Source organism: Pseudoalteromonas sp. NFXS53, from assembly GCF_056629255.1.
Map to the genome: position 1 here is coordinate 142,989 of NZ_JBWVBR010000001.1, position 13,861 is coordinate 156,849.

Here is a 13,861-nt window from a genome sequence, read left to right on the forward strand (position 1 = left end):
ATGAGTTATAACCTTTTAGCGTTAGATGCTTCAACTGAAGCGCTAAGCATTGCCATTCAATTTAATGGTCAAATAGTTAAACATTTTGAAGTTTGTCCTCAGCAACATAGTCAAAAAGTGTTGCCCTTAGTTTCTGAGTTATTAGACGAAGCAGGCTGTAAGTTACAAGATTTAGATGGCATTGTATTTGGTCGCGGACCAGGTAGTTTTACCGGTGTTCGTATTAGTGTCGCAATCGCACAGGGGTTGGCTTACGGTGCAAATTTACCGCTAGTGGGAGTCTCTACGCTTCAAGCAATGGCACAGCAAGCCATTGACGAAAAACAAGTTGAGTCTGTCGTTACGGGTATCGATGCAAGAATGGGTGAGATTTATTTCGCACAGTATCGTAAATCTGAAAAAGGGCTCGCTGAATTAAGCATTGATGAAAATGAAGTGGTGTGTGCGCCAACTGATTTACCTGAGTCGATTAAAAGCTTAACTGCGGTAGGAAGCGCGTGGGAACCTTATGCTGAGCAAGCGAGCGATTTAAATTTAGATGTCATCTCAGAAATCACCTTACCTGATGCAGCATACATGCTAAAAATTGCAGAAGTTGAGTTTGAAAAAGGTAACACTGTACAAGCAGCCGATGCGCAGCCGCACTATGTTAGAGATACGGTGACATGGAAGAAATTACCAGGTAGAGAGTAGACTGAAATAAAATGGAATTAGATGAATATATAAAAACAACTTTAGTTCAAATTACTAAAGGAGTGTCTGAAGCAGCCCATGAGGTTCGAAAATATAACGGAATTATAAACCCAGGTGAATTAAATGGATATTCCCAATTCTACTGTGATTCTACTCCAGAAAACCCTAATCAGACAGTAAAGTTTGAAGTTAGTTTACAAGTAAAAGAAAGCAGTGGTTCAACTTCTGGTGCAGGGGCTAAGTTAGCTGTTTTCTCTGCGAAAGGAGATTTTAAAAGCGGAGAAGAGTCTGGAATTGTTCAAAAAGTTAAATTTGAAGTCCCTATAAGCTTACCTTTCGGAAAGTGTGAATAATAAAAAGCCAGATTAATGTTCTGGCTTTTTACTACTGATTATTGCTATATAAATCACTGCTCAATAAATTACTTTTCGATAAAGTGAATTAGTTTTTCTGCAATTTGGGTGTTGTTCTGTGACCCGATAAATTGCTCATAGCCTTTGCCATAAGCAAATACTTGTACATCTATTGCAGTATGACCACTTGTCGTCCAGCCAGTATAAGTAGCTGTATTAATGACTTTATTGATGGCCTTATAAAGCGCTTCATCACCGTCTTTTTTAGCTTTTGACAGAGAAGCTAAATCGTCTTTACTAAGCACTAAACTTGTATGTTGAGACCAAGCTGTTTTTAAATCATCAGCTTCAAGTAGTGACTTGGTTATTGTCATAACAGACGAGTTTACTTTTTTCACCTCATCAGGTAACCAAGTATATTTACCATTCGCACCTAGGGTTAAACCGCCCGTAGAATGGTCGGCGGTTACAACTAATAACGTGTCGGGGTTTTGGTCAACATACGCTTTGGCAATTTCAATTGATTTTGCAAAGTCATGCATTTCTTTCATTGCACATGCAATATCATTTGCGTGACCGCACCAATCAATTTGGCTGCCTTCTAACATGATGAAGAAACCTTTATCATTGTTTTTAGAAATCAAATCTAATGATTTATAAATCATTTTTTCTAAGCGGTTTGGATTCTCATCTATTGCGTGAGGAAACGCTTTGTCGGCAAATAGCCCCAGCGCTGGTAATTGTTCAATTTGATTTAATTTGTTCCACTCAGAAGTATATTGATAGCCCGCTTTTTCAAACTCTTTAATTAAGTTTCTGTCGCTGCGCTTAAAATATTGCACGCCACCACCAAGCATTAAATCGACGGGTAGCTTTCCTGCAATTTTTACGTCGAAGTAATCATCAGCGATCTCATCATAGTTACGACGAGATTCATTATGCGCTGCAAAACTTGCAGGTGTTGCATGGTTTATTTGTGAAGTTGATACCAAACCAGTACGCATGCCTTTTTCTTTTGCCACTTGAAGCATGGTTTTTAAAGGTTTCTTATGTGTATCGACCGCAATTGCACCATTATAGGTTTTTGTTGCAGTACTAAGGGCTGTCGCACCTGCTGCACTGTCGGTGACATAAGTATCATCGTCAGGGTAGGTGTGCGCCATACCAACAAGGATTTGGTCAAATATAGTGGGTTCTACTACTTTGGTGTTTGGATTGTCTGAATAATATCGATATGCAGTGGTAAAAGCGGGGCCCATACCATCACCAATCATGTAAATAATATTCTTTGGTGCTTCGGTAGCTAATGCATGACTACCAAATGCCATTAAGCACGATGCTGTTAATGCGCTCATCGCGTATTTCATATGTGTTCCTTTAAATTCCCGTGTAAAACTTTTCTACAAATTTGATATTAAGAAATCTTTAAAAATATAAATATCAGGATGTAGATGAATTCTTTTGCTTTTATTTTTAAGTGAAGAGAAGATATTACCAGTTCAAATACGATTAAATAATTAAAATATGACTAGTGACAAAAAAAATACGTTAGATGTGCTAAAAGAAATTGGCTTGTCTGGTCAAATTTATGGACAAGGTGAGCAGCTTGTAATTTGTTTACATGGTTGGTTAGACAATAGTGATAGTTTCAAGCCTATGCTCGAATTTGTTGATGAGGATAAAAACTTCACTTGGATTGCAATTGATTTACCAGGCCATGGAGGTTCTCAGTGGAGAAGCAATGATGCGCACTACTATTTTATTGATTATGTTTATGATCTGAAATTGTTATTAGAAAAATTGCGATGTGAAAAAGTTATGTTGGTCGGCCATTCCATGGGGGCAATGATCTGTAATTTATTTGCAGCTTGTTACCCAAGCAACGTCTTAGCAATGGCTTTAATTGATGGCATTGGTATTGTGACCACGAAACCAAGTGAGTCAAAACAGCAATTAATAAACGCTTTTAGACAAAGAAGCAAAGCTCAACAGCAAAGCAATACCAAATTATTTTCAAACTTTGAAGAAGTGGTTGCAGCAAGACTTAAAGTGTCTGATTTAGAGTATGACAATGCTGCATTACTGATGCGCCGAAATGTTGAAATATTCCCAGAAGGTGTAAAACTTACAACGGACCCAAGGCTTAAACAACATTCAGGGTTTAGATTTTCAGCAGCACAGGCCATGGCTTGTTTAGAAAATATCGAAGTACCAACTCTGTTTCTAAAAGCATCTGATGGGTATCCAATGATTGAGCAGCAGCTTAAGGTTTTTGAAAAGTGTTTTACTCAGTTAAAGGTGGAATTAATTAATGGTAGTCATCATTGCCATATGGAAAACGCCAGTGAAACTTTACAAAGCATTTCATTTCATTTCGACGCATATAATGAAACTTGATTGTACATTGTCGAAAAATATGGGAATATCGATAAATTAGAGCTTTTGCTCAATTGTTAAAGTGCCTTAGATAGATTAAGGTTAAGATTAAAATAAGAACGATAAACGAGGAGTTACTGTGGATAAAATTTGGTTAAAGCGCTACCCAAAAGGTATGCCTGAAACAATTGATCCAGAGCATTACAACTCACTGCTTGAATTATTTGATGAAAGTTTTACTCAGTACGCTTCTTTACCTGCGTACAGCAATATGTCTAAAACCATGACATATCAACAGATTGATATTGCAACAAAAGCTGTTGCGAGTTATCTGCAAAATACTTTAGGTTTGGGCCGAGGTGATAAAGTTGCCGTAATGATGCCTAACTTATTACAAACACCAATTAGTATTCTCGGTGTATTAAGAGCTGGTTGTACAGTTGTAAATGTAAACCCGCTTTATACAGCTCGAGAGCTTGAACATCAGCTAAATGATTCAGAAGCCAAAGCGATTTTCATTTTGGCTAACTTTGCGCATACACTTGAAAGCGTGATTGGTAAAACAAACGTACAACATGTTGTTTTAACTCAAATCGGCGATATGTTAGGCGGAGTTAAAAAGCACTTAGTGAATTTTGTTGTTAAACGTGTAAAGAAAATGGTGCCGCCTTTTTCATTACCAAATGCAATTGCATTTAATGATGTTGTAACAGCTGATCATAGAACATATAAAAAACCTGAAATTCACAGAGATGACCTTGCATTCTTGCAATACACAGGTGGTACAACAGGTGTATCGAAAGGGGCTATGCTTTCTCATGGGAATATGGTCGGTAACCTTGAACAAGTGTCAGGTTGTCTAGATAATGTACTAGATAAAGGCAAAGAAGTTGTCATTACGGCACTTCCGCTTTACCACATCTTCGCATTAACGGCGAACTGCTTAACTTTCATGAAGTACGGTGGTCATAATATACTTATAACAAACCCGCGTGATATGCCCGGTTTTGTTAAAGAGCTTTCGAAATATCCGTTTACAGCAATTACTGGTGTAAACACTTTATTTAATGGTCTATTAAATACACCAGGGTTTGCAGAGTTAGACTTCTCAAACCTTAAAATGTCATTAGGTGGTGGCATGGCGGTTCAGCGACCTGTGGCTGAAAAGTGGCAGGCAGTAACCAAGAGTAAGCTAATGGAAGGCTACGGACTTACTGAGTGTGCACCGCTTGTAACAATTTGCCCTTACGATCTTGATGGCTACAATGGTTCTATTGGATTACCTGCGCCGAGTACTGAATTGAAAATCGTTCTTGAAAACGGTGAAGAAGCTCCTAAAGGTGAAGCTGGAGAGCTTTGCGTTAAAGGTCCTCAGGTAATGCAAGGTTATTATAATCGTCCTGAAGCAACCGCTGAATGCCTTAAAGATGGTTGGTTTGCGACTGGTGATATTGCAACATACGATGATGAAGGTTTCTTCTATATCGTTGACCGTAAAAAAGACATGATTTTAGTTTCGGGCTTTAACGTTTTCCCTAATGAGATCGAAGAAATTGTTGCCATGCATGATGATGTGCTAGAAGTAGCAGCAATTGGTGTTCCTCATGAAGTGAGTGGTGAACAAGTTAAAGTATTTATTGTTAAAAAAGACCCTTCTTTAACAGAAAAAGATATAATCGCGCATTGTCGAGATAATTTAACCAATTATAAAGTGCCTAAACTAGTCGAGTTCCGAGATGAGTTACCTAAAACTAACGTCGGAAAGATTTTGAGACGTGCTTTAAAAGATTGATAAAAACCGGCGAAAGCCGGTTTTTTTTAACCCATTTGTGCTTAGGAGTGGAAGTGCAGTACCAAGTCATTACAGAGCAACAACAATTAAATGAATTTGTAGCAGCAATCGCCAATGCAAAGTTATTAGCGCTAGATACAGAGTTTATGCGCCGTCGCACTTTATACCCTGAAGTCGCACTAATCCAAGTTTATGATGGGCAAAGTCTTGCGTTGATCGACCCACTTGTGGATTTGGACTTTTCATCATTTTGGCAAATTCTAAAGTCTGACGATATTCTTAAAGTGTTACATTCGCCCTCAGAAGACATTGAAGTTTTTAATAACTTTGCAGGGTTTGTACCAACACCAATGTTCGATACCCAGTTTGCTCTGCAGTTATTAGGTGAAGGAAATTGTGTCGGTTTCGCCAATATGGTTAAACAAATCCTTGAAATAGACATTGATAAAAGTGAGTCTAGAACAAATTGGTTGCAACGCCCTTTAACTAGTAAGCAACTAGATTATGCTGCCAGTGATGTTTTTCATTTATTACCCTGTTTTCATGAAATTTATAAACAAATTTCAGATAAGCACTTAATTAATATTGTACTAGAAGAAAGTCAGTTAATTATTGAAAAGCGGTCTTACGAGTTACCAGATGAGTTACTTTATCAAGATATTAAAAACGCTTGGCAACTGAAGCCTCGAGATTTAGCGACATTGCAAGTATTAGCGCCTTGGCGCCGTAGAAAAGCAAAAAATAAAAATTTGGCATTAAATTTTGTTTTAAAAGAACAAAATATGGTTGAGATTGCAAAACGTAGACCGACTAACTTATCTTCTTTACGCAATGTACCTGGTGTTGAGCAAATGGAAGTGAATCGTTCAGGTAAAGAGATCCTAAACGCTATAGAGCAGGGGAAGTCTATAGATATTGAAAGCTGTCCTGAGAAGTTGTTGCGTTTAATAGACTATCCTCAATACAAGAAAGCAGCGAAAGAAATTTCAAACCAAATTAAAAAAGTAGCAATGGAAACTGATATTCCAGCAGATGTTTTTGCATCAAAAAAACAAATCAATCAATTGATAAGTTGGAAATGGAAGCACGATGATGAGACCAGAAGGCTATTGCTTAAACCTGACTTATTGAAATCGTGGCGCTGGGAATATTTACAGGATGTGTTATCTGAATGGCAGTAAAACTTAGGTTAAGTCTACTGTAAAAAAAAGCCTAGGTTTGAACCTAGGCTTTTTTAATTAAGACTTTTCGTCATCAGGTAATGTGACGTTAAGTTCTAGAACAGCTAAATCATCCTCATTTTGTTCAAATTGGACGTTTACTGCGTCAGAATCTACTTTAACGTACTTTCTAATAACATCTAAAATATCTTGCTTTAATTGTGGCAAGTAATCAGGCGTACCGCGCTTAGAGCGTTCATGTGCAACGATAATTTGAAGTCGCTCTTTAGCCAGCGAAGCGCTTGATTTCTTTTCTGAGCGAAAATAATCTAAAAGTGACATGCTATCCTCCAAATATACGCTTGAATAAGCCTTTTTTCTCGACCTCTAAGAACCTGAAATCTACGACTTCACCGAGTAAGCGGTTAATTGCATCAGCATAAGCTTGACCAGCATCAGATTCATTATCAAGGATAACAGGTTGACCAGAGTTAGAGGCATTTAGTACTGCTGTTGATTCAGGGATCACGCCAAGAAGGTCAATAGCAAGGATTTCTTGTACATCTTCAACAGACAACATTTCACCCGCGTTCACACGTTCAGGGTTGTAGCGAGTAAGAAGTAGATGTTCTTTAACAGGGTCTAAACCTTGCTCTGCACGACGAGATTTACTCTGTAAAATACCTAAAATACGATCTGAATCCCGTACAGAAGATACTTCAGGGTTTGTTGTTACAATTGCTTCATCCGCAAAATATAGCGCCATCATAGCACCGGCCTCTATACCTGCAGGAGAATCACATACAATATAGTCAAACTCTTCTTTTAACTCATTTAAAACTTTTTCTACGCCTTCTTTAGTAAGCGCATCTTTGTCACGTGTTTGTGATGCCGGAAGGATATAGAGTTTTTCAACTCTTTTGTCTCTGATTAATGCTTGGTTTAAGTTTGCTTCGCCATTAATAACGTTAACAAAGTCATAAACAACTCTGCGTTCACAACCCATAATTAAATCAAGATTTCTAAGGCCAATATCAAAGTCAATAATGGCTGTTTTGTATCCTTTAAGCGCCAGGCCTGTGCCAATCGCTGCGCTAGAGGTAGTTTTACCTACACCACCTTTACCTGAAGTTACGACAATAATTTTTGCCATCTGAATTATCCTTTGACCAAAGCTGTTATTTCTAAAGATTCGTTACGTTGTGTTATTTGTGCTGGTTGTTCCCAATATTCGCCTTGAAGTGATTCACTTAACCAATAGCTACCATTGATTGAAACTAACTCAGCTTTTAATTGCTGACAATAAATTGCCGCATCTTGTGCACCTGAAGCGCCTGCTATTGCACGGCCTCTTAAAGTACCATAAATATGAATATTACCATCTGCGATCACTTCAGCGCCGTGACTTACTGCTCCAAGCACGATTAAGTCTCTGCCTTTAGCATAAATTTGTTGGCCAGATCGGACTGTTGTTTGAATAACTTGAGGCGGTAAATAAACTTCTTTTTCTACAACCTCGGTCGAAGTGTTTGATTTAGGCTTTTGTACGTCTTGACTGTAATTTAGTACTGACAAGCCAACTTCTTTAGCCGAGCTATTTTGCTGTTCAGAACCGTTACACACACCAACAGGGTTAAGTTGTAAAGCTGAAATTGCATCGCGAAGTTCAAGGAAATTAATTGATTCTTCTTGAACCTGAGAAAGATTAACTACGATAGGCGCACCTTGGAAAAATTTTGGTGCTTGAGAAATCTTTTCGTCTAGCTCTTTGCGTAATAGAGCTAAGTCGACAGTAAATAGATGTAATACAGAAAGAGTGAAAAGATTGCCTTTCAACTCGAATGTTTGTTCAGACATATTACGCAGTTCTTATAATTATCCAGTTTATAAAATTAGAAAGAGAGAATATGAAGCTTAGAACTAAAGCATATTTTGGCTTTGTTGTTGCTCGCTAAACTTTCCAATTATATTTTTAGTCATGTTATAGTGCTGTCAAGATATAAGCAAGAATTTATAGGGTTATAATGCTAACTGCGGTCTACAAAAGCTCAAAAAGAGCAGATACTTACCTTTACATAGAAAAACGTGATGATTTTAGCAAAATTCCTGAACCTTTAATGGGTATGTTTGGTACACCTATTTACGTCATGATGTTCGATTTATCTAAGAGAGAGCGCTTAGGTGTTGCTGATATCGCTCTTGTTCAGTCTGAGTTAACTGAAAAAGGGTTTTATTTACAATTACCACCAAAAGAAGAGAATCTTTTGGATGAATTAAAAAAACAAAACGGAGTAGATAGTGTCTAAATTTGTTCTTCCTATATTAATCGCCTCGAGTTTATCATTTTCAGCCTTAGCTAATACACAAGCAAAATTCGATGAATATGTTTCAAAACTGAAAGTTGAAGCGCTAGAAAAGGGTTATAGTCAGACCTTGATCGACGAAGCTTTTGCAACCGTAAAATTCAAAAAGAAAGTTATAAAAGCGGATAAAAACCAACCAGAAGTGGTTGAAACCCTAGAAACTTATTTACCAAAACGCGTGCCTCAGTGGAAAGTTGATAGAGCCAGAAACCTATATTCAAAACATAAACCTGTTTTAGAAACGATCGCGAAAGAATATGGTGTACAAGCTAGATTCATTGTTGCCCTGTGGGGACTTGAAAGTAACTTCGGTCGTATTCAAGGCGGTCACCCTGTTATCAGTTCTGTTGTGACTCTTGCTTTCGATGGTAGACGAGAGGCTTTATATAAGCGTCAGCTTTGGGCTGCACTCGATATATTAAAAGATGGTCATATTAGTTTAGATAAATTCAAAGGCTCTTGGGCTGGCGCTATGGGTCAAACTCAGTTTATGCCTACTTCTTTTAATTCTTATGCTGTTGATTATGATGGTGACGGCCGAAAAGATATTTGGACGACTGAAGTTGATGCATTTGCTTCTATTGCTAATTATTTAAAACAAGCTGGTTGGAATGATAATCTTACTTGGGGTCGTCAAATCCAACTACCTGAAAACTTTGACCATAAATATGTTTTAAAGCGAGGCACTAAAACGCGTAAACAATGGCTAGAATACTGGAAAGATTCAGAGCGTTCTTTAAGTGATTGGCAAGCTCTGGGTTTACGAAGAGCGGATGGTTCAGACTTACCTAAAGTAGATATTACAGCTGCGTTAGTTATGCCTGACGACATTAATGGTCGTATGTATTTAGCGTATGATAATTACAAAGCCTTAATGCATTGGAATCGCTCTTATTACTTTGCAACAAGCGTTGGATACCTATCAGATAGAATTGGCTATCCAAAAATCTAGTATGATTCTCATATAAAAAGGGCAGCTTCATAGCTGCCTTTTTTGATTGGGCATAATGCCTGCAAGTGTGAAATTATTTCTTTAATAGCTTATCTTTTAAATCTATGACTTTGCTAACCGAAGAGCCTAGCTTCATGAGAGTTTGTAATTGTTCAGGTGAGAGTCTTTGCAATTCGGCTGACCATTTAGTTACCGTTTCTAATAAGTCATGGATCTGTTGCATTTGCTCTTGGGCATAAGCTTCTTCATTAGACTGAGCCGGTTCTATAATCGAATCTCTTAGCAAAGTAAGTGTTGGATCGATCTCTCTTTTTCTTCGCTCTTCAAAAACTTTATTTGCCAAATCCCAAATAGACCCGTTTGGTGCATAGTATTCCTTCCTATCACCTGGAACATGAATGACTTTAACCAGTTGCCAAGATTGTAGCTCTTTGATGCCCATACTGACATTGCCACGGCTTATTCTAAGTGCTTCAGCAATCTCATTTGCACTGAGAGGCTGCTCACTGATAACCAGCAGACCAACCATTTGACCAATCGTTCGGTTAAAACCCCAGCGGCTACCCATTTCACCACAGTGCAATACAAAGTTTTCTAATTTCTGAGATAAAATCATTTTTAAAGTTTCAGTAAAATTTGAAAGTCAATTTAGACTTAGCAGAATTTAATTGCAAGGAAATTATTGAATTAATATGAAGGAGATCAATAAAAACAAAAAAGAGGAGCAGGGCTCCTCTTTCATTTGTTCTACAGTTGTTTATCTTACTGCGAACATGATTAGTCCAGGTAGTACGAAGAATGAACCAAGTACATAACCTAACGCTGCTGGTTTATTTTCAGCGCCAATCTTTGCAAGCTTGTCAGCAAGCTGTAATGGAATCTCACGCAATAAAGGCATACCGTAAATTAGGGCTACTGCAAATACATTAAACATTACATGAACTAGCGCAATAGTTAGTGCAACTTCTGCTGCTGGACCTGTGATAGACGTTGCTGCAAGCAGTGCTGTGATGGTAGTACCAATGTTCGCACCTAGCGTGAATGGGTAAATCTGACGTGTAGTGAACACACCGCTTCCTGCAAGTGGGATCATTAAGCTAGTAGTGGTTGAAGATGATTGAACCATTACAGTAACTGCAGCACCTGATGTGATACCTGCAATTGGACCACGGCCGATCGCGCCGTGTAGTAAATCTTTTGCTTTACCAACTAGTGCTTTTTTCAATAGTTTACCAAGCGTAGTTACAGCAAATAGGATCATCGCAATACCGATAACAACCATTGCAATACCAACTGCTTTGCCGTCTAAGAAGCTTACTGCGTCTTTAACTAAACCTACAGCAGGTTTAACTAGTGGCTTGATGAAGTTGTAGCTTTTCAGTGAAAGGTCTGCATCACCAACAAATAAATGTGCAAGGCTAGATGCAAATTTCTCTAACAAGCCGAACATGATTTCAAGTGGTAAGAATATTAATACCGCAAGAAGATTAAAGAAGTCATGAACTGTTGATGCTGAAAATGCACGCTGGAATTCTTCTTTAGAACGAATATGACCAATAGAAACTAATGTATTAGTAATTGTAGTACCAATGTTTGCACCCATTACCATTGGAATTGCAATACTGATAGGCAATCCACCAGCAACTAAACCTACAATCACAGATGTTACAGTTGAAGATGATTGAACCAGTGCAGTTGCAAGTGCACCAAGTAATAAGGCAACAAATGGGTTGGTTGCGAATGAGAAGATCTCTTTTGCACCAGCACTACCACCAGATGCTAATTTAAAACCACCACTGACAGTACCAACGGCAACTAATACCAAATAAACTAAGAAAGCAATTGCTGCCCAGTTTAAGATTTTATTGAAAAGTGTTTGCTGATTAGAAGCACTCATAATGTTCTCGTTTTGTTTATGCCTTATATGGCATTTTCATGAAGTTTTTGTTTCAGGCGGCATTAGAACAGACAAATATTACAGAAATATTTCATTTTGATGGAGTATTAACCAAACGACAAAGTAACTTGTCATATGAGATTCTTATTGCATATAAAACAGATAGTTACATTAATTGAGTTTTACAATCATTTACAATGAGATTAATGTATTATTTTATACAATCCATATTTGATCCATAGTTGGTTCATAAATTGTAAATATTAATAATTCTTAATTGATTCTATTTGATGCGTTTTTGTTATTTCATTGTTTTAAGTGTGTGTTTTGTCCTTTACAGCTTTGCTGTGAAAGCAAGTGACCTAGTGTTAGATAAGCATGGTATGGTCTATGAGCTTAAGGACTTTGGCTTGTTGCACCTTAACTATGACAATAACTTATTTGACTATAATGCTATCAGAGATGGCAAAAATTGGTTTGAAGCGCATAGTCTAAAACAGAAGCCGCAAATTCATAATTACAGTAAATGGTTAAAACTTGAAGTTGATAACCAGTCTGATTTAGAAAATTGGTACCTTTCCTTTGGTTATGCAAGACTTCCTTTATTTCGAATTTATGAAATTGAGGACGCGAGGTTAAATTTAAAGTTCGAACTTGATGCAAATGATACATTTTATGATAGACCGATTTACGACCCTCAACTTTATATTCCTATAAATTTAAACTTAAATAGAAAACAAACACTATTGGTTGAATACAGAACGTTTGCTAACGCACCTGCCAATATTCGATTACACAGTTACAATCATTATTTAGCCACTTCGCAAAAAAGCACACTTATTAATGGTGCAATAGCTGGTATTGTTATGGCTATTCTTCTCATCATTAGTGTAAATCTATTTTTTAACCCTAATAGAACCAATATTTTCTATGCACTTTGGACATTCACTTTTTTAATGATTGTATTGGATATGTCTGGATTCACCTCAAAGTATTTTTGGCCTATGTTAGGCGGTGAGTCCAGTTTGTTTTCCACCCTGTTAATGACATCAGTGCCGATTTTTCATTTGCTTTTTATCAAGAGTTTTTTACAGCTAAAGCAATTTAATCGTGCGCTTTGTAAGATCTATACGTATTTATTATACGCTTATCTTGTTTTGATCCCGGTTTCATTGTGGTTCAACACAGTATTTTTCAATTTAGTCCTGAGCACTTTGATTATTCCTCTATTTTTATATACAGCTTATTGGAGTTGGTATCAAAAAGCCCCGGGTATAAGAGTTTTTTCGTTAAGCCTCTTCAACCATGTTTTATTTGTAAATGTATTGACGATTGTCGGTGCAAGTTATGGCAATATTTTTCCAAGCCTAGAGATTTCGGATTATATAAAAATAGGGTATTTGTTAGAGGTAAGCCTGTTTACAGTCGCCCTGGCTATACAAAACAAATCAGTACAAAATCAACTTGTCACATATCTTGAATCGCAAGTTGATGTGTTAAATCAGAATCTTCATAAAGAAAAACTTCAGCAAGAATCAAGCATTGAAGCTGTTAAACAAAAAGAAGAAAAGCTATTTGCTGATTTATCTCACGAACTAAGAACGCCACTGACAGTGATGAAAGTACAAGTGGAATCACTACAGCATAATATTGTAGATAATGTGCACACAAGCTACGGTAAATTGATGAATAAGATTGATGAGCTCAATTCGTTTATCGATCACTTAATGCAAGTTTCTCCAAATGTGCAATCTTTAAAACAGAAACAGTATACGGTTAAAGATTTATTAGCACACATTCAATCTATTAATGTAGACAGAACTAAGTTGAGTTTAGCTTTGCCTGATGAGAACGCTTTACCTGCAAAGCAAATGGAGCTGGTTTTAGAGTACGACCAACAAGGCCTGATCACTGTATTTAATGAGTGTTGTGACAATGCTATTGCACATGGAGGTTCACAAATGAATATTTCAATAAATATTGATAATGAATCTGATGCACTTCGCATAAATATAGATAACTCAGGAGAAGCTATTTCATCAGATTTTTATAAAGACATATTCAACCCCCTTGTGCGCTTAGATGAAGCAAGACAAAACTCAAGTAAACATAAAGGCGTTGGCTTAAGTTTATGTAAGCAAATTATTGAAGCGAATCTTGGGAAAATTTTCGCCTCAAACGGACCGCTCGGTGGATTAAGTGTTCATATTGTGCTGCCTTTAAAAGTGTAACAAAGCATTTAAACTTAAATTTACACATGGTTTTTTTATTAAGC

Annotated in this window: 14 protein-coding genes; 8 read left to right on the plus strand and 6 right to left on the minus strand. The window is 37.2% G+C overall.

Annotated features, from left to right (window positions below):
- Both tsaB and AC1HJP_RS00600 read left to right on the plus strand, forming a co-directional pair.
- Nucleotides 1-693: a tRNA (adenosine(37)-N6)-threonylcarbamoyltransferase complex dimerization subunit type 1 TsaB gene (gene tsaB / locus AC1HJP_RS00595; protein ID WP_480359674.1), complete on the plus strand. Its 693-nt coding sequence runs from the start codon at nucleotides 1-3 to the stop codon at nucleotides 691-693.
- An 11-nt stretch (nucleotides 694-704) separates the two neighbouring features.
- Nucleotides 705-1,046 carry a hypothetical protein gene (locus AC1HJP_RS00600; RefSeq protein WP_480359676.1) on the plus strand — a complete coding sequence of 114 codons (342 nt, stop codon included), beginning with the start codon at nucleotides 705-707 and terminating at the stop codon, nucleotides 1,044-1,046.
- Between the two features lie 68 nt (nucleotides 1,047-1,114).
- Here AC1HJP_RS00600 and AC1HJP_RS00605 read toward each other — a convergent pair whose 3' ends face one another.
- Nucleotides 1,115-2,413: an alkaline phosphatase gene (locus AC1HJP_RS00605; RefSeq protein ID WP_480359677.1), complete on the minus strand. Its 1,299-nt coding sequence runs from the start codon at nucleotides 2,411-2,413 to the stop codon at nucleotides 1,115-1,117.
- A gap of 157 nt (nucleotides 2,414-2,570) precedes the next feature.
- On the opposite strand from AC1HJP_RS00605, the gene AC1HJP_RS00610 reads away from it, so the two are divergent.
- From AC1HJP_RS00610 to rnd, 3 genes are all read left to right on the plus strand, one after another.
- Nucleotides 2,571-3,443: an alpha/beta hydrolase gene (locus tag AC1HJP_RS00610; RefSeq protein ID WP_480359678.1), complete on the plus strand. Its 873-nt coding sequence runs from the start codon at nucleotides 2,571-2,573 to the stop codon at nucleotides 3,441-3,443.
- A 118-nt stretch (nucleotides 3,444-3,561) separates the two neighbouring features.
- Complete coding sequence (gene fadD, locus AC1HJP_RS00615) at nucleotides 3,562-5,214, plus strand: long-chain-fatty-acid--CoA ligase FadD (RefSeq protein WP_480359679.1); 1,653 nt, start codon at nucleotides 3,562-3,564, stop codon at nucleotides 5,212-5,214.
- A 53-nt stretch (nucleotides 5,215-5,267) separates the two neighbouring features.
- Nucleotides 5,268-6,395, plus strand: coding sequence for a ribonuclease D (rnd, locus tag AC1HJP_RS00620; RefSeq protein WP_480359680.1), 1,128 nt, complete (start codon nucleotides 5,268-5,270; stop codon nucleotides 6,393-6,395).
- A 57-nt stretch (nucleotides 6,396-6,452) separates the two neighbouring features.
- On the opposite strand, the gene minE is transcribed toward rnd, so the two are convergent.
- Genes minE through minC form a run of 3 tightly spaced genes read right to left on the minus strand, consistent with a single transcriptional unit; the run spans nucleotide 6,453 to nucleotide 8,231 of the window.
- Nucleotides 6,453-6,716, minus strand: coding sequence for a cell division topological specificity factor MinE (gene minE / locus AC1HJP_RS00625; RefSeq protein ID WP_058032510.1), 264 nt, complete (start codon nucleotides 6,714-6,716; stop codon nucleotides 6,453-6,455).
- A 1-nt stretch (nucleotide 6,717) separates the two neighbouring features.
- A complete protein-coding gene (gene minD / locus AC1HJP_RS00630; protein ID WP_480359681.1) occupies nucleotides 6,718-7,527 on the minus strand; it encodes a septum site-determining protein MinD in 810 nt (269 codons plus the stop codon).
- 5 nt (nucleotides 7,528-7,532) lie between these two features.
- The gene (gene minC / locus AC1HJP_RS00635; RefSeq protein ID WP_480359683.1) at nucleotides 7,533-8,231 is read right to left on the minus strand and encodes a septum site-determining protein MinC; all 699 of its coding nucleotides are present in this window, start codon (nucleotides 8,229-8,231) and stop codon (nucleotides 7,533-7,535) included.
- A 167-nt stretch (nucleotides 8,232-8,398) separates the two neighbouring features.
- Here minC and AC1HJP_RS00640 point away from each other — a divergent pair, with 167 nt between their 5' ends.
- Together AC1HJP_RS00640 and AC1HJP_RS00645 are read left to right on the plus strand one after the other, a co-directional pair.
- Entirely contained in the window at nucleotides 8,399-8,680 is a 282-nt protein-coding gene (locus tag AC1HJP_RS00640; RefSeq protein WP_480359684.1) for a YcgL domain-containing protein, read from the plus strand.
- Complete coding sequence (locus AC1HJP_RS00645) at nucleotides 8,673-9,689, plus strand: lytic murein transglycosylase (protein ID WP_480359685.1); 1,017 nt, start codon at nucleotides 8,673-8,675, stop codon at nucleotides 9,687-9,689. The genes AC1HJP_RS00640 and AC1HJP_RS00645 overlap by 8 nt, the downstream gene beginning before the upstream one ends.
- A gap of 73 nt (nucleotides 9,690-9,762) precedes the next feature.
- Here AC1HJP_RS00645 and AC1HJP_RS00650 read toward each other — a convergent pair whose 3' ends face one another.
- Complete coding sequence (locus tag AC1HJP_RS00650; RefSeq protein ID WP_349287025.1) at nucleotides 9,763-10,305, minus strand: GbsR/MarR family transcriptional regulator; 543 nt, start codon at nucleotides 10,303-10,305, stop codon at nucleotides 9,763-9,765.
- Nucleotides 10,306-10,446: 141 nt separating this feature from the next.
- Nucleotides 10,447-11,586, minus strand: a complete 1,140-nt coding sequence (locus tag AC1HJP_RS00655; RefSeq protein WP_349287026.1) for a Na/Pi symporter — start codon at nucleotides 11,584-11,586, stop codon at nucleotides 10,447-10,449.
- A 347-nt stretch (nucleotides 11,587-11,933) separates the two neighbouring features.
- Between AC1HJP_RS00655 and AC1HJP_RS00660 the strand changes: the two genes are divergently transcribed.
- Nucleotides 11,934-13,817: a sensor histidine kinase gene (locus AC1HJP_RS00660; RefSeq protein ID WP_480359686.1), complete on the plus strand. Its 1,884-nt coding sequence runs from the start codon at nucleotides 11,934-11,936 to the stop codon at nucleotides 13,815-13,817.
- Nucleotides 13,818-13,861 lie beyond the last annotated feature (44 nt).